This is a genomic window from Shewanella sp. LC6 (assembly GCF_006385735.2).
GTDB classification, from domain to species: Bacteria; Pseudomonadota; Gammaproteobacteria; order Enterobacterales; family Shewanellaceae; genus Shewanella; species Shewanella xiamenensis.
In genome coordinates, this window is the sequence record NZ_CP043902.1 from 1,123,440 (window position 1) to 1,147,757 (window position 24,318).

The following is a 24,318-nucleotide window of genomic DNA, read 5'->3' on the forward strand; positions in this document are numbered from 1 at the left end:
CGCTAACCTCTGCTTGGGTTATGCGCCCATTTTTTTAGCTGACGGCGAATGTCGAGATGTCATGATGATGAAATTGAATAGAGATATAGGATGGATAAGCAAACACACGTATCGAATGTGACGTTACGGCCGATCATGCAGAGCGATTTGGAGCTGATCTTCGCCCATCAGCAGGATCCGATTGCATCCCAATTGGCGCAGTTCCCCTCGCGGGACCGTGAGGCGTTTTACCTTCATTGGCAGCAAAATATCCTTGGGCAGGCGTCGGTACTGGCACGGGGGATAGAAGTCGATGGTTTGCTGGTTGGCAATATTGGCCATTGGCATAGGGATGGTCAGGCGATGATTGGTTACTGGATTGACCGCGCATTTTGGGGGCGCGGGGTCGCAACCTTAACCTTGAGCACATTTTTACCGTTAGTGACCTCAAGGCCGCTCTTTGCCCATGTGGCACTGCATAATGTTGCATCCCAGCGGGTGTTGCTGCGCCATGGATTTGTAAAGACGGACAGACTCATTCAAGAGGAAGATGATACGGCGCCATTATTCGAATTTGTGCTGCGTTAAGGCTTAAACAAGCTATACAGCCAATCGCTGAAACACTTATAGAGAAGATTGGATTTATTTTTTACAGACAAATTATTTGAAAAATCTATTTAGATAAGTGAGTCTTATCGTAAATTTAGATTTATCAACCCGACTTTAGTCTAGTATGTGATGGCTTGATCTCATTGGCTAACTCAATGAAACTCTCTAGTTAATCACCTTCTACTAAAGTATGGATAGTTAAATAATGTTAATTTTCTTCTTATGTCTTGCGCTCTTAGTGCTGGCATACAAGTTTTATAGTCCGTTTGTTGAACGCCAAGCTGGGATTGATCCTAAAGCGCAAACACCCCAAGCAAGATTCGAAGATGGCGTGGACTATGTACCCGTCCACCCAGCTAAAGCGTTTTTAATCCAATTTTTAAACGTTGCCGGTGTCGGGCCTATTTTTGGCCCTATTCTAGGGGCTTTATATGGCCCAGTAGCCTTACTCTGGATTGTGTTAGGCAACATTATCGGCGGCGCGGTGCACGATTATTTCTCTGGGGTGTTAAGCATAAAAGAAGATGGAAAGAGTCTGCCTGAAATCGCGGGCCACTATTTTAACATCTATTTTAAAGGCGTGATGCTGCTGTTTACTGCGATGTTACTCTTTTTCGTGGGCGTGGTGTTTATCATGAGCCCTGCAGGACTACTCAGTAATCTCGATTATTTTAAAGATACTATTTTTGGCAATAACACCTTCTGGGTATTAGTGATTTTGGCCTATTACTTCTTAGCCACTATGCTGCCAATAGATAAGATCATCACTAAGCTGTACCCCGCGTTTGGCCTATTAATGATCGTGATGACCACTTCGATTGCAGTGGCTCTCCTCATCAATGCACCGCAGTTACCCGAAATGGGCGATGTGTTCGCGTACTTCAACCACAGCCATTACAACAATGAGTTATTGGAACCTAACCCCGATGGTTTACCGATTTGGCCATTACTGTTTGTGACTATTACCTGTGGTGCTATCAGTGGTTTTCATTCAACTCAAGCACCTATCATGGCTCGCTGCCTGACAAACGAGAAATACGTTCGCCCAGTTTACTACGGCGCTATGGTGGCTGAAGGTGTGGTGGCTTGTGTATGGGCGACTGCGGGGATTGCGGCCTTCCCGGGCGGATATGTTGAGCTTAAGAGCTTACTAGACCAAGGCGGCCCTGGCTTAGTGGTTAACCAAGTGGCTACGAGCTATCTTGGGGTATTAGGCGGCGTGATGGCAATTATTGCGGTCGCTGTATTCCCGATTACCTCGGGGGATACTGCGTTCAGATCGCTGCGTCTAACCATTATCGACGCTTTTAATATCCCTCAGAGTATGCGTAACCGTTTGCTGGTAGCGGCGCCTATATTGACCATCGCTTACTTTATGACCAAGATCGACTTCTCCTTGATCTGGCGTTATTTTGCTTTCTCAAACATGCTGCTATCGACCAGTGTGCTATGGTTGGCGACAAAATACCTGTTCGATAGAGGCAGTTTTCACTGGATAGTAAGCTTGCCTGCGATTGCGGGCACCTGTGTGACAGTGTCTTACATTGTTACCGCAGGTATTGGTTTAGGTTTACCTCAATCCCTGAGTCAACCAGTGGGCATCGCCGTGGGGGTGGTGTGTTTAATCGCCTTGATTATTGCTCACAACAAACGCAAAACAGTAATAGATACAAAGTTATAACTTAATTGGCTTTATGACCATAAAGGGCTGCATTTTGCAGCCCTTTTTAATACTATTTTCATAAACTGGCGTCAGTATTGAATATTGTCACTGTGACATATTCCATTGCGTCGAAATTATGTTAGATTCTGGCGAACTGATGAAGATAGAGTTATTGTTATCACTGTCATCAACAGTTCTCCACAGGGCAGTCACTGCAATAATGCTTACTTTTGCAGAGAAGTGTCAGGAAGTTACACCAATTCAGAGTCTGCTTATGCAACCCAATTTATTTCCCGAACAAAGACATTTAAATCCTGAGCCGATGGTGATGCCATCGGTAGAAGCTCAGTCTACTCGTAGCCGCTTACAACGGATGGTTGGTAGCGTACTGCTCACCTGTAGTGTGTTGTTAAGCTTATCTGCTTGTGCAGCGGGTAAAGCCAGTGCGCCGCAGGAAGAAGAGTTTAGCTACGCTTGGTTAAAAGGCTATGCCCATACGCTGGCGACAGAGTCCTATGTAAGCCACAAGGGTGAGTTACCAAAAAGCTTACAGGGCATGAGCTGGGATGATTACCAGCAATTCCATTTCAAGAAAAAAGCCGCACTGTGGCATGAGGATGATTCGGAGTTTCGCGCCGAGTTGTTCCACTTAGGCCTGTATTTCGATACACCAGTGCACATTTACCAATTGGAAAATGGCAAGGCTAAACTGATTGAATATTCTCCTTCTATGTTCGATTACGGTAAGTCGAAGGTAAAGGGTAGCCAGCTTCCTAAAGATTTAGGTTTTGCTGGCTTTAGAATGCAGTTCAACACTGACTGGCAACGTGACGTTGTTGCTTTCTTGGGCGCAAGCTATTTCCGCGCGGTCGGTCAGGAAATGCAGTATGGTCTTTCAGCCCGTGGTTTGGCGGTTGATACTGCGTTGCCTAAGCCTGAAGAATTTCCGATGTTTACCCGTTTTTGGTTAGAGAAGCCGCAACCAGGTTCTAATATTGCGACTGTGTACGCTCTGTTAGATTCACCAAGTGTAACAGGGGCTTACCGTTTTGATATCGAGCCGGGTGAGCGTTTGAAGATGAAGGTTGATGCGGCGATTTATCCGCGTAAGGCTATCGAACGTTTAGGCGTTGCACCACTGACAAGTATGTTCATGGTCGGTGAGAACGATCGCCGTACAGGTTACGACTGGCGTCAAGAGATCCATGATTCAGATGGACTTGCCATGCATACGGGGAACGGTGAATGGATTTGGCGCCCACTGGGCAATCCAAGTAACTTGAGATTCAACGCCTATAGCGATGAGAATCCAAAGGGCTTTGGGTTAATGCAGCGCGACCGTAATTTCGACCACTACCAAGATGACGGCGTATTCTACGAGAAGCGCCCAAGTCTGTGGATTGAGCCAACAGGTAATTGGGGTAAAGGTTCGGTGCAGTTAGTTGAAATTCCAACACTGGACGAAACCTTCGACAATATCGTGGCTTTCTGGAATCCTGCAGAGCCCATTCAACCAGGCCAAGAGTTGCTCTATAGCTACAACATGTACTGGGGCGGTACTCCACCTGTGCAGTCACCCCGTGCCCGCGTAGTGGATACCTTTACTGGTATTGGTGGCGTAGTTGGTCAAAAGCGTAAGTACTATAGCAAGCGCTTCGTGATTGATTTTGCTGGTGGTTCTTTACCAATGCTGGGTAAAGATACTCAAGTGAAAGCGGTTATTTCAACTTCACAAGGCCGTGTGGAAATCGACTCTGCTCGCCCACAACATGCGATCAATGGTTACCGCGCTATGTTTGACCTCGTGCCGCCAGAGGATAGCGTTGAGCCGATTAACCTAAGAGTTTACTTAGAAGTAGATGGTCAACCTTTGTCTGAAACGTGGATGTACCAATGGACACCACCGCCGATGAACGAACGTGAACTGCATAACGCAGGTCATCTACAGTAAGCTATATGGGTGAATCAAAACGCCAGCCTCAGTGCTGGCGTTTTTGTATTAAGCGATTTGTTAATTGCAAGTTGGATTCAAAGTTATTGAGCACTAATTCACTTTTTGAAAATCTAAATAATTTTTCACTGTCAAATACCCAACCTTGGGCGTAATCTGTGGCGTCCTCGTCATAGGTTCGCGATTTATGTTTGAGATATTTACCTCTATCGGCTTTGGTTGGTCGGTGGCTTTAGTGCTGGCAGTGTTATTTGTGTTGGCCTACGAATTTATCAATGGCTTCCACGATACCGCCAATGCTGTTGCGACGGTGATCTACACCAAAGCTATGCCTGCAAATTTAGCGGTGGTTTCATCGGCCCTTTTTAACTTTGCGGGAGTGTTACTTGGCGGACTTGGCGTAGCCTATGCCATAGTACATCTTCTTCCCGTTGACTCCTTATTGGGGATGGACTCCACTCAAGGGCTGTTAATGGTGTTTTCACTGTTATTTTCCGCCATTATCTGGAACTTAGGTACTTGGTACTTTGGTATTCCAGCTTCTAGCTCCCACACCTTAATTGGTTCGATTATGGGGGTTGGTGGCGCATTTGCTTGGATACATCACCAGCCTATATTGCATGGCATTAATCTCACTAAAGCCACGCAAATCATGTTATCTCTGATTATTTCGCCCACCCTTGGTTTTGTGCTGGCTGGAGTACTGCTATTGCTGATGAAGTTCATGTGGCAAAAGCATAAGATCCACCGTACGCCCGATGAACAATTTCAGATTAATGGTAAACGCCATCCACCATTTTGGGCGCGCGTGAGCCTGATAGCTTCGGCCATGGGGGTGAGTTTTGCCCACGGCTCAAATGATGGGCAGAAAGGCATAGGTTTAGTGATGCTGGTGCTTATCTGTATGGCCCCAGCGTATTTTGCCCTCGATATGAGCAGCCAGTCCTATGATTTGGCAAGGACGCAGGATGCAAACCGACGGATTATGGCTATTTATAGCCGCAATCAAGCGATAATTAGCGATTTAGTTGATGTAAAAGCGCAGCTTGAGGCGAGTGATGAGCTGTTGAGTCATTGTTCGGCACAGACCGTGTTACCCGCGATGTCGTTGCTTGATCGCCGTTTGGATAAGGCGAATAGTTTTCAAGATATGACGGTAGAAGAGCGCCGTGAAGTGCGTAGATTGTTGCTGTGTATCGATGATACCGCTCGTAAAGTGTCTAAATTAGACTTACCAGCCAAGGAGTTAAGCTCTTTAGCTAAATGGCGTAAGGATTTGACTAAATCGACCGAATACGCGCCGCTTTGGGTGATCGTGGCGATTGCGACTGCCTTGGGTTGTGGCACGCTTGTGGGCTGGCGGCGAATTGTTTATACCGTGGGAGAAAAAATAGGCTCGTCTGGAATGACCTATAGCCAAGGTATTGCTGCGCAGGTGACGGCTGCGGCTTCGATCGGGATTGCCAGCGTTACGGGTATGCCAGTTTCAACTACGCATATTCTATCTTCGGCGGTTGCGGGTACTATGGTTGCTAATCGCTCTGGGCTGCAAAGCCAAACCATTAAGCAAATTCTATTGGCATGGGTACTCACGCTGCCTATTACGATGTTCTTGTCGGCATTGGTCTTTATTCTCGCTAACTCAATTTGGGGCTAAGCTGAAGTTGATATGCAGCCTCTTACCAAGAGAGTTGCATTTGCGCGGTAGGATCTGCCAATGGTGGTGTGTGTAACTTGATTGTTGGTAAGCAAATCTCAGCGGCGATTTGCTGCTGTAACTGCTGATATAAACGAACTGCGAGCTCGGGAGCCGTTTGATTGTCGGGTGTATGGATAAAAAGATAGGGTTCTCGACCTTCTTTAATCCAGAGGGGAAGTTGCTGTAACCAATTTTTGAAAAAGCTATCGTTGTTTTTGATCTGTAACTTATCGTTATTGGCGGCTAAGGCTTCGATAGTACCATCGGTTTGTCCGATAAAGCGAACCACTGGCGCATTTGCAGTTGCGATAGCATGTACGGGCAATTGTGGTTTTTTCTTATGGGCATCAATAATTGCTTCGCTAGCGGGCGGTAGGGCAAACAAGGGCCGACTGTCCATAATGATGCGATTTACCTGTTTACCCATCAGCAAGCGGTTTAGTGCTCGCTCAGCCTCTCCCTTCGCAAAAAAGGCTAAATGCCGTACTTCAACGCCATAGGTCAAGCCTTGGGGAAGCATTTCTAAAAAATGCGCCAAGGTTGTTAGTTGCTCCGGGCCAAAGTAGGCGGGAAGTTGGATCTTCCATAGCCCAGTTTTTTCAGCCAAGGGCGACATCACCCGAAAGAATTCCATTAGTTCCTGCTGACAATGTTGCAGCTGTCTTTGATGGGTGATGAGCTGCGGTAGTTTAAAGGTAAAGCGAAAGTCATCTGGTGTTGCGCTGTGCCAGTTCATCACTGTTTGTGTATTTGGCGTGGCGTAAAAACTGGTATTACCTTCTACAGTGTTAAAAATGGTTGCGTAGCGGGCAAGGCGATCGGCTTGCTTAGTTGTTACACCATAAACACTGCTTTGCCAATGCTGATGAGACCACATTGCAAGCCCTAGGCGAAAATGATTCGCTTGGTGTGAAGGTGACTTAAGCGCCGTCAAAATAACTCCAGATATAATCAACTAAATTTGAATTGGCTATTGTGCTCAAAGAGTTTTATCTCAGTCAAATACTAAGCATCTTGCGGATGCTGTTATTGGGTTAAGCTAATGTCCAATCCGGCTTTATGTATGGAATGTTGTAATAGTGGAACTGCCATGCTAATTACCCTACTCTAATAGTATGATATTATGTACTATTAACCTTAATCATCGAGTATTCGCGCGTTGGTTCTATACAGGGATGCAAAGCTTAGCTGCAATAGTCAGTTAGCTATTCTCGTTTTGTCTGCAGGCGTGGTGGGAGAGTCGTGTGAAAAACGAAGGTTATACTTCACTTGGTCGCTTTATTGATTTGCTATTAGATGCCATCTGTGTGGTGGATAAATCGGGGCGATTTGAATTTGTGAGTGCGGGTGCTGAACGTATTTTTGGTTACACGCCAGATGAAATGATTGGTATGCAGATGTTGGATTTGGTTTTACCAGAAGACCGTGAACGTACGCTTGCTGCGGCCAATGAAATTATGACAGATCACTATAAAATCGATTTTGAAAATCGTTATATACGCAAAGATGGCAGCATAGTGGATATTCTGTGGTCAGCCCGCTGGTCTGATGAATATCAACAACGCGTTGCGGTGGCTCGCGATATTACCAAAAATAAAAATGCTGAGCGTCGGCAAGCCGCGTTATACGAGATTTCTGAGGCGGTTCATGTGGCCGAGGATTTGTTATCCCTCTATAGTCATATCCACCAGATCATTGCAAAACTTTTACCCGCAGAAAATTTTGCTATCGCGCTTTATGACCAAGATTCAAATCAATTAGATTTTCCTTACCAGTTATCGGTGTCCGATCAAAATATCGCATATATCAGTAATGCTAATTATTTTGCTGAGCAGATCATTCAAACGGGACAATCCTTACTCTTTTGTCCCATGTCGAACACGCTTTCATCGCCATTAGCAGTAACTTTTAAAGATTGCTGGCTCGGCGTGCCGTTGAGATTGCACAAAGGGGTGATTGGCGCGTTGATAATGCATAGCAACCCAGGTTCGAGAAGCTATACTACACAAGATTGTGAATTGGTGGAGTTTGTCTCGACTCAAATTGCGTTCGCCATCGAACGTCGTCAAATGTTGGCTCGCTTAGAGCAGATAGCACTCTACGACCAGTTGACTCATCTACCCAACAGAGAGTTATTTTACGATAGGTTTCAAAAGGCTTTATCTCGAGCGCATCGAGATTCGAGTTATTTCTCTTTACTTTATTTAGACTTAGATAAATTTAAATGGGTTAACGATACCTACGGACATAGTGTGGGAGATTTGTTGTTACAAATTACCGCGCAGCGGCTTCTTAGCTGCGTGAGAGTTTCTGATACGGTCGCGCGTTTTGGTGGCGATGAATTTGTTATCTTACTGGAGCGAGTTGATTCTGCACACAATACCTTGCTCGTTGCTCAAAAAGTGCTGGATATATTGAATCAGCCTTTTGAGCTTGTAGAGCAGCAAATTCATATTTTTCCAAGTATTGGTGTCGCTTTGTATCCTGAGCATGGCAAAGATGAACAGCAACTTATTTCCTGCGCCGATGCTGCCATGTATAAGGCTAAAAAGAATGGTGGTAATCGTATTGAGTTGGGGTATCAAGGTTTGAAGGGAAAGCACTTATAGGCCAGTGTTAAGACTCTAACTAAAACCCGCTGTAACGAAAATCGCTACAGCGGGTGTTTATATCAATGCAACAAGTGTATTTATAGTTTAAAACGTGATACTTCCTGTTGCAGTGAGGCGGCTAAGTGAGCCAACTCCTGTGACTGCACCATCGCACTTTGGGCCTCAATAGAGAGGTTTTCTGAGACTTCACGAATTGATTCGGTATTGCGATTAATTTCGCTAGTAACAGAGGTTTGTTCCTCTGCGGCCGTTGCAATTTGGCTTGCCATATCAGATATCTCATTAATTGCTTTGCTTATCTGCAGCAGGCTCTCGCTGGCTGAGTTGGCATCAGCCACACTCGTTTCTGCCATATCATGGCTTTGAGTCATGGATTTTACGGCTTTGCCAGCTGTTTGTTGCAAGGTTTCAATCATTGCCTGAATTTCTTGGGTTGATGAGTGAGTGCGTTGCGATAATACGCGAACTTCATCGGCAACCACGGCGAAACCACGACCTTGTTCACCCGCTCGAGCGGCTTCAATGGCTGCGTTTAACGCAAGCAAGTTGGTTTGTTCTGCAATCCCACTGATCGTTAATAGAATGCTATTAATTTTTTGTGAGTGCTCATTCAGCTCGCTGATAATACGTCCTGCGGTATCAACCTCATTTGCTAAGTTACGAATAGATTGCTGACTTTGCATCACTTGTTTTTGACCATGATTCGAGAGGCTCACGGCATTTTGCGCTGTTTGCGCTGTATGTTCGGCGTTGCTGGCAATCTCTTCTGTGGCGCTGGCCATTTCGGTCACTGCGGTGGCGACCATGGTCACTTCATCCTGCTGAACCGCAATGCGTTGGCTGTTATCTGCCGCAGACGCACTGCTGCCCTTAGCTTGGTATTCAAGTTGGCCCGCAATATTGTGCATTCTTGAAATCATGCCGTGTAGACGTTCGACAAAGCGGTTAAAACCTGAGGCTAAGATCCCAATTTCATCATGGCTGTTTGCGGTGTGAATTCTCACCGTCAGATCGCCATCGCCCTCTGCGATATCATTTAGTGCCAAAGCAACTCGTTCTAAGTCTTTGAATTGCATTTTGAAGATTGCGACTAATACTAAACCAAACATTACCAGTAACCCAGCGCCTACGGCGGACATCCACCAAGCGAGCGTAGTCGCTTGCGACATGATTTCTTGTTTGTTCATCACAAATATTAACGCCCAGTCGGTCGACGGAACGTTCGCTACATAGACTAACTGAGTCTCACCATCTAATTCACGCTCTTCCATAGTATTGGCATTGGCGCGTTGTGATAGCCAGGTGGGGGTAAAATCAGAGTCAATAGTAGTAAGTTGTTGATTATTTAACTTACTATTTGGGTGACTAATAATTAGTCCTGTGTTGTCTACCATCAGGGTGTAGCCATTACCGGGGACTTCGAGCCGCTGTACCGCATCGGTGAGTTGGTCAATGGTAAGGTTTGCCGCGGCGACACCGAAGAGTTGGCCCGCAACCATCACTGGCTCAGCGATAGTCACAACTTGTTTTTTAAGGGTGGCGCTGACATAGGGAGCTGTCATAACCATGCTATTAGCGGCTTTGGCATCCATATACCAAGGGCGGACACGTGGGTCATAGTTTGCGGTATTGAGCGCTGGATCTTGGCGGTACATGTTGCCTTGCTCATCACCAAAATAGGTGAGTGCAAACCCCATTGCATTATGTGCTTGTAACAAATAAGGGGTAATTTGCACACTCGGGTCAGCCTCTATGGTCTTTTTAAGGCTTGTAATGGCTGTTTTTCTATCTTTCATCCACAGTCCAATACCTTCGGCAAAAGTATTCGCTAGTTGATCAATCTCGCCTTGGGTATTGCCTATAGCATGATTTCTAATGACGTAGCTTGAAATACTAACCAGTACTGCAACAGTGATGAATACGGCTAAGAGACTACTAAAAAGTAGGCGAGTTTTAAGTGTTGAACGCATATTCTATTCCTTTAAATTCCGCTAGCAACCTAACGTTAATAAAGTATAGCGGCTGAAATAGCTAAAGCATTAATGGTTGTTCATTCAGATTTGATAAAGTTGTGGCAGCTAACAGTATTTTGTTTTGTATAAGTATTTTCAAAAGTTACTTATATCATGGTGAACTTGTTTTATTGCACAGTTTTGAAAGGCTTTTTAGCATAGTATTCCTAAAGTGTCATAAGCAAGTGCACCCAAACATAAGTAAGAGAGTAGTATAGATGAAATGGAGTTTTCCTCGCTGGTGCTTTAATCCTTGGTTACATTCATGCTTAATCTTTCTTTTACCAATACTTTTAGCGAGTACAATTTATCCTTGGTTGACGGCCTATAGCATAGAAAAAAGGTTTAATCGTGATTTTGATGAAATAACACTTACTTTTGCAAATGGTGTTGATGATTTTAAGCAAAAAAATATTGAACGGGCATTTGCTAAATTATCTTTTACCTGCAATGAAGATGATATTGCGTTACTCAATAGTCAATCCTTGAGTCCAGCAATTGTTCGTTTTATTCAGCTAGAACTTGCCGATGGTAAAAAATGCTCCAATATCGGTCCGCCAGTCAATTACCATCTTGATCGATCTCGAAGTTTATTTTTTGGCACACAACAGGTCGATATTGCGACAACGGTCGCGGCCACCGATCGTGCTCGTAGTCTTGCCTATGCTTTTCATTTAGGTGAGCAGAAGTTAGTCGTGCTGACTAATAGCTCTGTTTATAACGAAACCCTATCTAACCTTTGCCACGGTTGTTATCAATTACTCATCAGTTATCAAGGGCTTTCCCCCATGGTTAGGGGGACAGAAAATCTTGATGAAAACCACAGCATTATCAAGAAATCTCGTTATATTAAAACGTTAGATGTCACCTTAACCTTAAAGGCGGGTGATGATCTCTACTGGCAAGAAGCTTATCGCATTGGTGTCGTACTCTTTATTGCAGCGTTAATTGCAGCATTTTTAGCTGTGATTTTTTATTGGAACTGGCAATCTGCCCGAGTGTCGCTTGGTATGTTGCTGCAAAAAGGAATGAGTCGAAAAGAATTTATTCCCTATTATCAGCCCATTATCGATTGCCGTTCAGGCGAAGTTGTTGGGCAGGAGATGCTGGTACGTTGGCGTCGATTTGATGGTGTATTAGTTCAGCCCAATCAATTTATTCCCTATGCTGAGGATTCGGGGCTCATATTACCGATCACCGATTTATTGCTAGATCAGGTGTATCGCGATTTAGCTCAACTAAAAGGCTGGGTAAGCATCAATATTGTTGCGCAGCACTTAGAGTCTGGCTTGCTGAGTCAATGGTTCTCTTTAAACCGAGATCCCATGGTTAAGCGGATTGCATTTGAGCTGACGGAGCGCAAACCTATCACTCAATTTGAGCTAGCCTTAGCTGAAATAAAAGCCGTTTTACCATTGTGCCATGACTTTAAACTGGATGACTTTGGTACGGGTTTTGGCGGTTTTAGCTATTTACAGCGACTTGGAATTAATAGTATCAAAATTGATAAGATGTTTATCGATACCATTGGTACAAAAGATCTTAAGGGAGCTGTACTTGATGCCATTATTGCCTTTGGACACGAGTCGAATATGGAGATGATTGCCGAAGGCGTGGAAACCCAAGAACAGGTAGATTATTTAGCGGCTAAAGGGGTGTATCAACATCAGGGCTATTTTTATTCTAAGCCACTACCATTGAAAGAGTTATTACATTTTTATCTACAGGTTTCCCATGTAAGGTAAAGATCAAGGCAAAAAGAAGAGGCTCATCAGAGCCTCTTCTTTTTTCAACTCATTATCAGTGGGTCATTTTATTTTTGATTAGCACGCAACGCTGCTCTGCTTGACGCGTTTCTAATAAAGTACGACGGCTAAGATTAGATAAGCCTGTTTGGCTGTCTAATACTTTATCCAAGGCGGTAATACTATTGTAATTACAGTCGGTTGGGATCAAGTTACGGCTGTAGCTACGCATAAACACTGGGCCCTTTTTGTCCATATCGGCTAAGTTTGCGAGGCGCTCTTCAGCTGTGGCTGCGCTTAAGAGTTTTTGCTCCGCAGGATAGAGGTTTTCCATGATGATGCGCTGTTTGGCAAACGGTAGGACATCGGCGTGGACTTTACTCAACCAGCGACGTTTTGCGGCAGCTTCAGGACGGATCACTTGAGCGGCTAATGCCGCTTTTTCCCCAGAATCTGAGTTATCACGTGCTATTTCCCGTGTTATACGTTGCTGCGCATTCGGGAAGTCGTAGCGATTAAGCTGGATTATGATAGCCCAGCGCAGATCTTGATCTAAAGTTAATCCTTTGATTTTAGTGGTGCCGTCTAGCAATTGCGCTAAATGACGTAAACTGTCACGATCGCTGGCTAATTGGATATAGGCATCGAACCAGCGGCGCTGGAAGTCATTATCCCCTCGACTCTCCATGGCCTTACGAAGGCTCATTTGCGCTAAGCCTTTGACTGCATTTTCAGCATAGTTTTGCTGAATAGGCGCGATCTGCGCGAGGTATTCTTTACTGCGTAGCAAGCTAGAAATAATTTGGCCGACTACAGTGTAGTCATTCTCCGCTGGGGCGTTGACGAATACTGTGCTGAGGTATTGATCTAAACTCAGGTTGCCCTCACGTACACTGTCCCACAAGCTTTGCCATAACATTGAGCGCAATAGCGGATCTGTAACTCGGCTTAACTGTTGCTTGGCGGTATCGAAGGATTTTTCATCGAGTTGCACCTTCACAAAGCCCCAATCATCATAGTTGGGGTAAACCAGATCGGGACAACGCTCACCGACTAATTGTTTCACCTCGGTACGCTCGCCCTTGTAGGTTACTGGTACTGTGGTCTCATGCCTTAAATCGAAACGTCCTTTAGTAAACAGTGCAATTTGGACTTTTTGCTCCCTCAGTGTCGGTAGTTCGCTGCTAGCGGGATATTGCAATAGGCTAAATTCGCTAATGCGGTTACCGTCGCAGCGGTATTCGGCTTTAATGGTGTTTACCCCAGCGCTGTATAGCCATTCCTGTGTCCATGCGCTTAAGTCTCTGCCCGCAGCTTTAGCGAGGCTATTGATAAAGTCATCAAGCTCGGCATTTTGGTAGCTGTATTGTTTGAGGTAGTTGCTCACGCCGCGGCGGAACACCAGATCACCAAGTAAATGGCGTAGCTGCTTGAGCGTCGAGGCGCCTTTTTGATAGGTAATAGCATCGATATTGTCGAAGGCATTTTGGGTGGTCGCTACAGGCACTTCAATCGGATGGGTAGTGACTAAGCTGTCTTGCTCATAGGCGCGCTGTTTGCCTTGAGCATAAAAACTGCGCCAAGCATTCGTAAATTCTGTGGCTTCTTGGGTCGCGAGTGTACCCATAAAAGAAGCAAAACTTTCGTTTAACCACAGGCCATTCCACCACTTCATCGTGACCAAATCGCCAAACCACTGGTGGGCCATTTCGTGCATAATAACACCCGCCAAGCTTTGTTTTTGCTCGGCGGTCATTTCTGCTTTGTGGAGGAAATGATCTTCGGCAAAGGTCACTGCTGCTGCGTTTTCCATTGCGCCATAGAGAAAGTCTGGCACTAGGATTTGGTCGTATTTTTTAAAGGGATAAGGAATATCAAAATAGGCATCAAAGAAGGTTAACCCCTGTTTTGTATAGGTAAACCAGTCCTGTGGGGTCACTTGGTGAGCAACGGATTGTCGTGCAAATAATCGCATAGGATAACGGCCGGAATTATCCTGCCACATATGGTACGGGCCAGCATGCATAGAGAAATTGTAAGGGCTTAATTTAGGCGTTTCAGGAAACTCCCAACGATTAATGGTCCCCGCAGGTGTGACAGAGGACTCGCGCATGGTACTGATCACTTGCCAATCCTTCGGCGCGGTCACACTGATTTTGTAATTGGCTTTTAAATCGGGTTGATCAAATACTGCAAACATCTGTTGAGCAGCGGCAGGCTCAAAGTGAGAGTAGAGGTAGACCTTGCCATCGACGGGATCTTGGAAGCGATGCAAGCCTTCGCCATTAGTGCTGTGCGCTCGGGTAAATTGCACTTCAACTGTGTTATCACCCGAGGTCAGTAAGCGGGTGTTTAAGCTGATATAGGCACCATTGTAATTGGGGTAAATGGCGGTTCCGTTAATCAAAAAACGCTTAATTTGTGCTTTGCTTAGATCCAAGCTCAGTTGCTTAGGAACCTCGCTAAGATTGAAGTGGATCTTAGTTGTTGCGCTGAATTGCGTGTCACCCGTCAGTTGAAAATCCAACTCATAATGCACATCCGATATTACCTGTGAACGTAGGCTTGCCTGATACTGGCTGATATAGGGACTGGCGTCCCTTGGCCCTGTATTTAAAGGACTTTTAACGGCGCACGACATTAATGCAGAGCAGGTGAGGGCGACTAGGCTAGCTTTAAACAAATTCACTACTTAAATCCTTCAACGATTTACTTTATTTGTGGCGTAGATGCGGCGTCGTGGGGCAAGAGTCGGCCTGATTGTGTCGCGAACTCTTCTCCATACAAAAGCGGCATCATTGCTTAGTGTTTTGGGCGAGTACACTACCTTATTTAGCATGGATAACCAATGTTAAAAATGTAAAAAAAGCCAGCAAAAATGCTGGCTTTTTTTGGATATTTCGGCATTAGCCTATCACTTTGAGCGGGATTACATGCCCAAGAAAGACTTAGATTTGGTCTTACGGATTTCTTTTTCGTCAGACCATTCGATAAGACCTGTTTCTAAGTCCATTAGACGCATAGTCATTTTGTAGTAAACGTCTTTGGTGCTGCCATCTTGCTTAACGATGCTAGACAGGTTGCCATACAGCATGTACTGGGCACCGATTTGACGACCAAACTTGATGGCGGTTGATGGGTCAACCATACCGGTATTGTTTTGGTAATCCAGTTGCTTACGAACTGAATCGACTTTAGTCATGTCGATGAAACGGAACTTGCCTGAGCGCAATAATTTGTTGCTGATAGAGTCGGTTACTGACTCAGTATCGATATGCTCAGAGGTTTTGTTTTTGATGCTATCGACAAACAAAATTGGGCGGTTATTCGCTGTCATGGCCACAATCGGTGGGAAAGTCATCATGCTATCAACCATTTTAGCAGCAATGGCTTGCAGATCCGTTGAGCCAAAGTTTTCGTTAACGGTTTCAACCTCTGTGGCATCACCATACTCTACTTTAGATTGACATGCAGCCAGACCCATCACGGCAGCCAGCACAAAAATCAGTTTAAATTGTTTCATAGTCAGTTCCATTTTGTGATTGTAAAAACTTAATGACACTCGTTTTATTCAAACATTCACCGCTCGGTTAAATGATTATTGAATAAATTCGGGTGTAATTACCAGTATCAATTGCCCAGACCAAGGTGGTCTTGCCTGCGGCAACGTCAATTTTGGCCGGTGGTGCTTTATCCAATTGCAGTGTGTATGCGCCAGGATTGAGATAACGCCTGCCAATTTGTGCCTGTTTCGGCAGTGTTAACCAACTACGGCGATCCGCCTGTTCGGTAACAACGTTAAAAATCTGCATAGCAATACTGCCAATATCGGCGGCATTATTGCCGGGTTTACCACTTTTTTCGACTTGATAAGCCATTTCCGATTTGGCATAAACCCTTGCAACTTGGCGGACTAAGGTTCCGGGTAAATCTTCTTTCAAGGCGGTAATCGCTAAGGCATCAATATTGGCGATAGGTTCAGTTTTAAGCACTGTGCCTAAGCCCTGTACTTGTGTCTCTGGCACATAGCTATTGTTTGGCTCATAGGTCGCTAGAGACACGGTTTGCCAGTTGCCATGGATAGTGAAGGGCACTGTGAGCGCTTGTTTTTCGGGGACAAAGCCCTTTTCGACCATCAACACTACTTGGCCTTCACCCGCTTTAGGCAGTTTGGCATCGCCCCAGCGCTTTTTAAACTCATCGTATTGCGGCATGCCGAGTTGTTTGGCAAGGCGGACCAAATCCTGTTGTAGATACGTGTTATCAGGAGTGATTTGTGCTGCTTTACGGTAATCGATAAAGGCATCGTTTGGTTCACCAAGCACTTCGTGTAGTACGCCCGTCGTGTAATAGCTATAAGCATTGAGGAAGGAGCTGGTGACAGTGCCTGCCGCTTGCCCAAGTTTATTCACTTCGGCATCGACCGTACCATTAGCCATAGCTTGTACCGATTTTTGCGATTTTTGATAGCGTTCTTGCTCTGAACTTTGCAATTCGTTACTACGACGAACTTCCACTAGCGCGCCTTGATAGTCGCCGCTGAATAGATAATTGAGCGCCTGATATTGGTGCAGCATAATGCGCTCAAAGCCCGGGCCGCGGTAGGGAATCGCATTGTCATTTAACACTAAGCTTGTCGCCGTCGCGCCGATATCGCTGGCGCTAATCTTGGCTTTATCATCAAAGGCGGTGTAGGCCGCCACCGCTTGCTCGTAGTATTTTTTACTGCTGGCAAAATCCCCCGCAACTTGAGCGATACGCCCCGCTTCTTGAGCGTAAAGCAAACCGTCATTGCCTTGGATATTACTGGCTAATTTGTCGATATCCGCCATGGGCGTCGCGGTATTGAGATCTTGTTTGATTGGCGCGATTTGTGCCGGATAATTGATAAAAATACTGTTATAGGCACAGCCGCTCGAACCTAAGATGGCGGTGAGCATCAATGTGCTGATGGTGGGTCTGATAAAAGAGTGAATGAAGGTGGTGTTCATGCCTGTGGGTTACCTTCTTGTGCCATTAGTGTTTGCTGTGGCATTTGTGAACGCTCAAGCAAAGTGATCCCTTGAAGATGATCGAATTCATGTTGGAAAATACGTGCAATAAAACCCGTTAATTCGGCGTGTTGCCACTGTCCCGCTAGGTTTTGATAGCGCACAACTATACTGTGGTGACGCCAAATGGTAAACCGTTGTCCTGGGACAGATAAACAGCCTTCCTCACCTTTCTCGAGTTGTAAAGATGCCAACTCGATGTGTGGATTAACCACCACAACGGGCTCCATTAGCGGTGCATCGGGATAACGCTCGTTTGGCCGTGATGCCATGATAAATAGCGCAAGCGGGCTGTGCACTTGTGGGGCAGCGATACCGACGCCTTTTGCCTCTACCATGCTTGCCACCATTTGCGATGCTAACTGACTGAGCGTTTCATCAAAGTCGCGTACTTCAATTGCCCGTTGTTTTAAAATGGCTTCCCCTACCTGGGCAATCGGTAGCGGCTGACAGGAGTGTTGTATCTCATTTTTAAACATCGCATTCCCTGGATATTTAGTCTTCATCGTTTGGCTGACGATTTTAGTTCGTTATTAATAATGGGGTGGCGGCGTTTCTTCAGCTTGGGTAGCAATATTGCTCGGCTCCATTGCCTGCAACTTGCCAACTAATAACTGGATCTGGTGCTGTTGATGGGCCACGAGTCGATTCAGCTTAATCACCTCTTGGTTTAATTCTTCGACAGTGAGTTCTTGAAAAGCTAATTTAGTTTGCAGCTCTTCAATTTGTTGTTGTACACCTTGCATGGCTAACCTCTATTGTTGCCAAGTCTCAACTAAGCCTTGGCTACTGATACTAACGACTTTATTGGTATCTCGAATTGCCACAGAGTATACAACGGCTCCTCGGTTTTGGCTGTTTTTCGTCAACGCAATTTGCCATTGTGCAATAGGTTTACCCGAACTGCGTTGCCAGAGTATGACTTCGCGGGCGGGAGTTCCCGTTAATAACTGCTTGTCTTGCTCAGTAAAACGTACTGCTGAAAAGGTCATTTGGCGACGATTAATTGCTAATTGATTTAAAAGTTTACCGGTTGAGTTGTCCCAAATTTTTGCTTCATTCGTACTGCCATTGGTAAAGCTTAAACTACCACTGTCGTTCAGTGCCACCTTAGTCACCCGGCTACCAAGATCCCAAGTGTGGATTGGTTGTCCGGTTTGTGCCTGCCATAAAATGGCCTGCATATCATTTGACCCTGTGAGTGCGATGCGACCATCCGCCGACAGTGCAACCGTATTGACGCGTTCTTTATGGCCTAAGAATTTAATCAGTGCCGTTTTTGCCGCATTCAGAGACATTACGCTGCCATCGTTTAAACCAATAAGCAAAACCCCATTGTTGGCTACCGCAACACTTTCTCCCGATGCGGGCAGTGACCACCAACCTACGGATTTTCCGTCGCCTATTGTCCATAGTGCTACTGAATCGCGGCTTAACGATGCAGCGAACTCTCCATTAGGTGAAATGGCTGTGCTGGCTACGCCTGTATTAAGGTCGCCATGCACCCATTGGTATTTAAGGCTGTGCTGGGTTAAGTCCCAACATTGGACTCCTTGATTCTGAGTTGCGACAATTGCGAGAGTGCCATCACTCGAGAGACTTGCGCTGTAAGAAGGGTCTTTTGAGAGCACGCGAATATCTTCGGCTTTAGGATAGCAAGCCGTCAAAAAAATCGTGCAAATTACCAGCAGTAGGGTTTTCTTCATGAACTTGCTCCTAAAGTTGGTGTCTCTAACTCGGTAGAGTGAAATTAATCACAGTTAACCCATAAAGAATCTAGTTGGTATAACCCAGATAACTAGTATAAAGTTGTCGCGCTTAGGTTATTGTAACCGCTTGAGGATGCTGAGGAAGCTTTAATGAAATCGATTTATAAATTATCGTTAGTTGCATTGGCTGTTATTGGCCTATCTGCTTGTAATCAAGAAGAAAAAGCAACAAATGCAAGCACAAATGTTGAATTAACGACAGAAGCACAAAAAGAAGCCTACAGTGTGGGTGCTTCAATCGGTCGTTATATGTCTGGTCATATTAAAGAGCAAGAAGAATTAGGCCTACCAGTTGACCGCACGCTGATCGTGACAGGTTTTACTAATGGTTTGAATGATCAGCTGAAGTTAACTGAAGAAGAAATGCAAACCATTCTTCAAAATTTAGACAAAAAATTAAACGACAAGCGTACAGAACAATCTAAAGCCATTGCGGCGAAAAATCTCGAGGATAGCAAAAAGTTCCTTGAAGAAAACAAAGCTAAGCCAGGTGTAGTCACCACTGAATCAGGCCTGCAATACGAAGTACTCACTCCTGGTTCAGGTGAAAAGCCAGCGGCTGAAGACACGGTTGAAGTAGATTACGTGGGCACTCTGATTGATGGCAAAGAGTTTGATAGCTCTTACAAACGTGGTGAAACGGCTAAATTTCCATTGAACCGTGTTATTCCTGGTTGGACCGAAGGCGTACAGTTAATGCCTGTTGGTGCTAAGTACAAGTTTGTTATCCCTGCAAACTTAGCTTACGGTGAACGTGATACTGGAACGATTCCACCAAACTCAACGCTGATTTTTGAAGTTGAGTTGAAATCAATTGAGAAAGCACAAGCTGCACCTGCTGCTGAACCCGCTAAGAAGTAATTTTTAGTTACAGTATGCTTTTATAAAAATACCGCCTTTGGGCGGTATTTTTTTTTGCTGTTAAATCCTACTTTTGTTTTAATTCATTAGCAAACCGAGTTGTAACAGGCTATTTAGCTTTATTAGTGTTTTATTTTGTTATTTGAATAACAAGATATTGCCGTATCAATAAGCCATTATTTTAGAACGATGGAACACTGATTAAGTTTTAAATGAATAACGCATATTTAAAGCAACAAATTTAATACGCTTATTCAGAATGACATGTTTAAAAATATCATAAAAATATCATATTTTTTTTGCGATTATTATTTGTTCACTTAGGTTAACTAGGGAGACTGGATGTCTTTTTCTTACTTATTGTTTTATCGCTGTTTAATAATTTTGTGTTATGGCACTGTTCTGAATGTAAGACAATTTACTCTGTAAAATTACATTTCCATCAATATGTTATGCATGCATAGTGAGATCTTGCCCCCTTTTTTTAGCCCTACAACTCTGGAATAATCCGCCCGCACGTTAATAAAAATTAGCGGCAATATTATAATAATGGGGTTGTTGATATGGAAAATGTTAATAAGTTGACGGCTATTTCTTTAGCTGTAGCCGCGGCGTTGCCTATGATGGCAAGTGCCGATGTCATAATCACCGAGTATGTTGAAGGTAGCTCTAATAACAAAGCTATCGAATTGTATAACAGCGGTGATGCGGCAATTGATCTCACAGGTTATAAGCTCGTTCGTTATAAAGATGGCGCAACAGATGCGTCAGATATGCAAGTATTAGATGGCCAGAGCATTGCGTCTAAAGCCACTAAAGTGATTCTCAATTCAAGCGGTGTTATTACCCTGCCACAGGGCGTCGATAGTTTTTCTGGTAGCTTAAGCTTTAACGGCGGTGATGCTGTCGCTTTGGTTAAAGATGGCGCCGTGGTTGATATTATTGGTGATGTGCCAACGCCAGTCGGTTGGGGACTCGATGTTACCCTTAAGCGTAAACTAGACTCATTAGTCGCAAATACCGTCTTTAATGCTGCCCAGTGGGAACAATTACCTAAAGATACTTTCACTGGTCTTGGTTCTCTGAATACGCCAACCGCACCAGAAACACCTGTATTTAGTTGCAGTGGCGCGAAAATTGTTCCAATTTATCAAGTACAAGGTGCTGGCGAATCTAGCCCTTATGTTCCTCAAGGTGCATTTGAGTCTGAAAGTGAAGTGACGGTTCGCGGGGTGGTGGCTGCCCGTGGCGAGAGTTTGTTCAAAGGTTTTTATTTGCAAGAAGTGAAGGGTGATAACTCGCCATATACTTCCGATGGTGTATTTGTCTTTTTAGGTGAAACACCGCCAGCAGCGATCCAACCTGGGGTTGAAATCTGTGTTCAGGGTAAGGTCAAGGAATACTTCGGTCTAACCCAAATTGATATTAAAACCGATAAAAAATTTGAAGTGGGCGCGAAGGGGGAAGTTCCTGTCGCAGCGCCTTTCTATGTTGCCGAGGGAGAAACGTTAGCACAGGCTTTAGAGCGTTATGAAGGCATGAACGTGCTATTAGATGCGGGCAGTGATCTGAAGATCAGCCGCACCTTTAGCTTCGACTATGCGGGCAAGCGTAATAACATGTTGGTGTCTTACAAAGAACCCTTGATGAAGCCAACCCAGTTATACCCAGCGCTTTCTCCAGAGGCAACGGCATTAGTTAAATCTAACCTAGAAAATCAGCTGTTTATCGAATCCGATTACAAACCTGCTGACGGTGTAATTCCTTACTTCCCTGACTTTAATGCTGAAACAGGTTATATCCGCGTCGGTGATCAATTGACCAATCTGCAAGGGGTGATTGGTTATAGCTACGGGGCTTACCGTTTAGTGGCTACGAACACTATTACTGCTGGCGATTTTATCCGCGGCGATGATAGAACAGATGCACCAAGTGTGGCGACTAAAGGTGATATCCGTGTGGCCAGCTTTAACGTACTGAACTTCTTCAATGATGTTGTGGGTGGTGATACTAACCCATCGGGTGGCAACCGCGGCGCATTGACCGAAGAAGAAATGCTGTTACAACGTGCGAAAATCGTTAGTGCCATTACTGCCATGAATGCCGATATCGTTGGCTTGATGGAAATTGCTAACAACGGTTTTGGCGAAAAGAGCGCGATTAAGAACTTAGTCGATGCCTTAAACGAGAAGCAAACTGCTGAAAATGCTTACAGCTATATTGAAATCGCCGATGAAGATAAATACGACGGTAAGTACTTCGGTAGCGATGCGATTACCGTTGGTATGCTATACCGTGCGGGTAAAGTAAGCCTTGCAGGTGCCGCTCGTACTATTGATACCCCAGAGCAACATGCGAGTGCAGGCAGTGTGACTCGCATTAAAGAGGGTAAGACTGAGACTAACCCAGGTAACGACGCTTACCAACGTCACAGCTTAGCGCAAACCTTTAAGATCCATAATGAAAATCTAACCGTTGTTGTTAACCATCTGAAATCAAAAGGCTCAGGCTGTTTGGAGGATTGGGTAAACTTCGAAGAGTCTGTTGATCCTGCGGATCAGCAAGGTAAGTGTAATGCTTTCCGCGTGTCAGCAGCTAAAGTGATCGGTGAAGCGTTGAAAGAAGTAAAAGGCGATTTACTGGTTATCGGTGATATGAATGCCTACGGTATGGAAGATCCTATCCGTGTATTGACCGACTACGATGCGAGCAAGTCTGATCGTGCAATCATGACCGCCTCTTGGACAACCTTAAATGGCAAAGTGTTTGAACGCCAAGGCAGCAAGATTGAGAAAGGTTATGGTCTTATCAATCTCAATACTAAAGCTCACGGTACTGGAACTTACTCATACAGCTACAATGGTGAGTTAGGCAACCTTGACCATGCCTTGGCAAACACTAGTCTCGCCAAGCGTTTAGTCGATATTGAAGATTGGCATATCAACTCTGTGGAGTCTAACCTGTTCGAATACGGCAAAAAATTCTCAGGTAATCTCGTAAAATCTGAAAATGCGTTTTCTGCTTCAGACCATGACCCTGTGATTGTTGCATTAAGCTATCCAGCGCCTGTTGAGCCACCAAAACCTGAGCCAAAGCCTAAGGATGATGGTGGTGCGCTAGGTTACTTAGGCTTAGCCTTGTTATCACTATTTGGATTACAACGCCGTCGCCGTTAAATACGTGTTAATACGCTCACATCTTATTTTGTGAGCTAAACTCAGAGCTAGGGGATGGTTTTACCATCCCTTTTTATTGAGCTGGTTTTATCGTGTTTTCATCGTATTTCATGGGAATGAGTCTTGAGCCCAACGGAGAAAAAGATGGTTGTGAGTGCACCCCTGCATTCCATTGGTGTTACCAAGGCACCATTGTGGTTTTACGTTATCGCAGTCGTTAGTTTGCTTTGGAATATCATGGGTTTATTGGCTTTTGTTATCCAAATGACTATGACGCCAGACGCCATGGCGCAGATGAGTCCTGATCAGATTAAGCTCTATGAATCGACACCCGCTTGGCTCAACTTTGTGTTTGGTTTTGCGGTGGTTTCTGGCGTTATCGGTTGCCTGTTTCTACTGATTAAAAAAGCCTTCTCTTATAAAGTGTTGCTCGCGTCACTGGTGGCGGTATTGGTGCAGATGGGTTATGTATTTGGGATTCAGCAGGCGGCAGCGGTATTAGGCTCTGATGCTCTTGTGATGCCAAGTGTAGTGATCCTTTGGGGGATTTTCTTAGTTTGGTTTAGTCGTTTGGCTGTCACAAAACATTGGTTAAGTTAGTCGTAGCGTTTCCTTGCCGTACAGAACAGGTTAAGCGATGGCTTATGTGTTGAACTTCAGTCACTTCTTAGTAAACTGCTAGCTGGTTTTCTTTACTAGGATGTGGAAATGAGTATTTGGTTTAGACCGGTGAGCTTAGAGGATTGTGCCCGTTTAGATGCTGGTATGGGGGGCAAAGGCACCTTGATGCAGACCCTAGGGATTGAGATCAGCGAGATTGGCGATGACTATATGAAGGCGACTATGCCTGCCACGCCCGCCGTACATAATCCCTTAGGCATTGTCCATGGGGGCGCGAACGTTGCCTTAGCCGAAACGGTTGCCAGTTATGCGGCAAACTTTGCGGTGGATTTCGAGCAATATTATTGTGTTGGACAAGAGATTAACGCCAACCATTTACGTGCTTCACGTAATGGCGTGCTAACCGCAACGGCAAAACCCATTCATCTGGGGAAACGCAGCTCGGTATGGGAAATCTTAATCCATAATAGTGCAGGGGAGTTGACCTGTATCTCACGGATGACAGCAGCGGTAGTTAAACGCTAATGCAGATTAACCAACCTGTTTCAATGTATAAATCGATAAATAAGG

Annotated in this window: 18 protein-coding genes; 10 read left to right on the forward strand and 8 right to left on the reverse strand. The window is 44.9% G+C overall.

Features of this window, described 5'->3' with window-relative positions:
• Window positions 1-90 precede the first annotated feature (90 nt).
• The 4 genes from FJD32_RS05030 to FJD32_RS05045 all read left to right on the forward strand — a co-directional run bounded on the left by FJD32_RS05030 (window position 91) and on the right by FJD32_RS05045 (window position 5,859).
• A complete protein-coding gene (locus tag FJD32_RS05030; RefSeq protein WP_140906489.1) occupies window positions 91-567 on the forward strand; it encodes a GNAT family N-acetyltransferase in 477 nt (158 codons plus the stop codon).
• A gap of 226 nt (window positions 568-793) precedes the next feature.
• Window positions 794-2,269: a carbon starvation CstA family protein gene (locus FJD32_RS05035; RefSeq protein WP_037426128.1), complete on the forward strand. Its 1,476-nt coding sequence runs from the start codon at window positions 794-796 to the stop codon at window positions 2,267-2,269.
• Between the two features lie 256 nt (window positions 2,270-2,525).
• The gene (locus FJD32_RS05040; protein WP_037414921.1) at window positions 2,526-4,202 is read left to right on the forward strand and encodes a glucan biosynthesis protein D; all 1,677 of its coding nucleotides are present in this window, start codon (window positions 2,526-2,528) and stop codon (window positions 4,200-4,202) included.
• 187 nt (window positions 4,203-4,389) lie between these two features.
• Window positions 4,390-5,859 (forward strand): inorganic phosphate transporter, encoded by a 1,470-nt coding sequence (locus FJD32_RS05045; protein WP_037414918.1) that lies wholly within the window; start codon window positions 4,390-4,392, stop codon window positions 5,857-5,859.
• Window positions 5,860-5,881: 22 nt separating this feature from the next.
• On the opposite strand, the gene FJD32_RS05050 is transcribed toward FJD32_RS05045, so the two are convergent.
• Entirely contained in the window at window positions 5,882-6,778 is an 897-nt protein-coding gene (locus tag FJD32_RS05050) for a DUF72 domain-containing protein (protein ID WP_140906490.1), read from the reverse strand.
• Between the two features lie 367 nt (window positions 6,779-7,145).
• Between FJD32_RS05050 and FJD32_RS05055 the strand changes: the two genes are divergently transcribed.
• On the forward strand, window positions 7,146-8,510 hold the full coding sequence (locus tag FJD32_RS05055) for a diguanylate cyclase (RefSeq protein ID WP_055646803.1): 1,365 nt from the start codon (window positions 7,146-7,148) through the stop codon (window positions 8,508-8,510).
• An 80-nt stretch (window positions 8,511-8,590) separates the two neighbouring features.
• Here FJD32_RS05055 and FJD32_RS05060 read toward each other — a convergent pair whose 3' ends face one another.
• Window positions 8,591-10,483, reverse strand: a complete 1,893-nt coding sequence (locus FJD32_RS05060; protein ID WP_047535423.1) for a methyl-accepting chemotaxis protein — start codon at window positions 10,481-10,483, stop codon at window positions 8,591-8,593.
• Between the two features lie 260 nt (window positions 10,484-10,743).
• Between FJD32_RS05060 and FJD32_RS05065 the strand changes: the two genes are divergently transcribed.
• A complete protein-coding gene (locus FJD32_RS05065) occupies window positions 10,744-12,270 on the forward strand; it encodes an EAL domain-containing protein (RefSeq protein ID WP_055646804.1) in 1,527 nt (508 codons plus the stop codon).
• Between the two features lie 55 nt (window positions 12,271-12,325).
• Here the strand turns inward: FJD32_RS05065 and pepN are convergent, their stop codons facing one another.
• The 6 genes from pepN to FJD32_RS05095 all read right to left on the reverse strand — a co-directional run bounded on the left by pepN (window position 12,326) and on the right by FJD32_RS05095 (window position 19,027).
• Window positions 12,326-14,959: an aminopeptidase N gene (gene pepN / locus FJD32_RS05070; protein ID WP_140906491.1), complete on the reverse strand. Its 2,634-nt coding sequence runs from the start codon at window positions 14,957-14,959 to the stop codon at window positions 12,326-12,328.
• 240 nt (window positions 14,960-15,199) lie between these two features.
• The gene (gene lpoB / locus FJD32_RS05075; RefSeq protein ID WP_007645693.1) at window positions 15,200-15,793 is read right to left on the reverse strand and encodes a penicillin-binding protein activator LpoB; all 594 of its coding nucleotides are present in this window, start codon (window positions 15,791-15,793) and stop codon (window positions 15,200-15,202) included.
• A gap of 67 nt (window positions 15,794-15,860) precedes the next feature.
• Window positions 15,861-17,261 carry a hypothetical protein gene (locus tag FJD32_RS05080; RefSeq protein ID WP_140906492.1) on the reverse strand — a complete coding sequence of 467 codons (1,401 nt, stop codon included), beginning with the start codon at window positions 17,259-17,261 and terminating at the stop codon, window positions 15,861-15,863.
• Window positions 17,258-17,800 carry a peptide deformylase gene (gene def / locus FJD32_RS05085; protein ID WP_037426148.1) on the reverse strand — a complete coding sequence of 181 codons (543 nt, stop codon included), beginning with the start codon at window positions 17,798-17,800 and terminating at the stop codon, window positions 17,258-17,260. The genes FJD32_RS05080 and def overlap by 4 nt, the downstream gene beginning before the upstream one ends.
• 54 nt (window positions 17,801-17,854) lie before the next feature.
• On the reverse strand, window positions 17,855-18,067 hold the full coding sequence (locus FJD32_RS05090; protein ID WP_037414894.1) for a SlyX family protein: 213 nt from the start codon (window positions 18,065-18,067) through the stop codon (window positions 17,855-17,857).
• A 9-nt stretch (window positions 18,068-18,076) separates the two neighbouring features.
• The gene (locus FJD32_RS05095) at window positions 18,077-19,027 is read right to left on the reverse strand and encodes a hypothetical protein (RefSeq protein ID WP_140906493.1); all 951 of its coding nucleotides are present in this window, start codon (window positions 19,025-19,027) and stop codon (window positions 18,077-18,079) included.
• A gap of 153 nt (window positions 19,028-19,180) precedes the next feature.
• Between FJD32_RS05095 and fkpA the strand changes: the two genes are divergently transcribed.
• The 4 genes from fkpA (at window position 19,181) to FJD32_RS05115 (ending at window position 24,273) form a co-directional block, all read left to right on the forward strand.
• Entirely contained in the window at window positions 19,181-19,951 is a 771-nt protein-coding gene (gene fkpA, locus FJD32_RS05100) for an FKBP-type peptidyl-prolyl cis-trans isomerase (protein ID WP_140906494.1), read from the forward strand.
• Between the two features lie 563 nt (window positions 19,952-20,514).
• Entirely contained in the window at window positions 20,515-23,127 is a 2,613-nt protein-coding gene (gene exeM / locus FJD32_RS05105) for an extracellular exonuclease ExeM (RefSeq protein WP_140906495.1), read from the forward strand.
• Between the two features lie 144 nt (window positions 23,128-23,271).
• Complete coding sequence (locus tag FJD32_RS05110; protein WP_140906496.1) at window positions 23,272-23,727, forward strand: hypothetical protein; 456 nt, start codon at window positions 23,272-23,274, stop codon at window positions 23,725-23,727.
• 108 nt (window positions 23,728-23,835) lie between these two features.
• Complete coding sequence (locus FJD32_RS05115; protein ID WP_037414875.1) at window positions 23,836-24,273, forward strand: PaaI family thioesterase; 438 nt, start codon at window positions 23,836-23,838, stop codon at window positions 24,271-24,273.
• Window positions 24,274-24,318 lie beyond the last annotated feature (45 nt).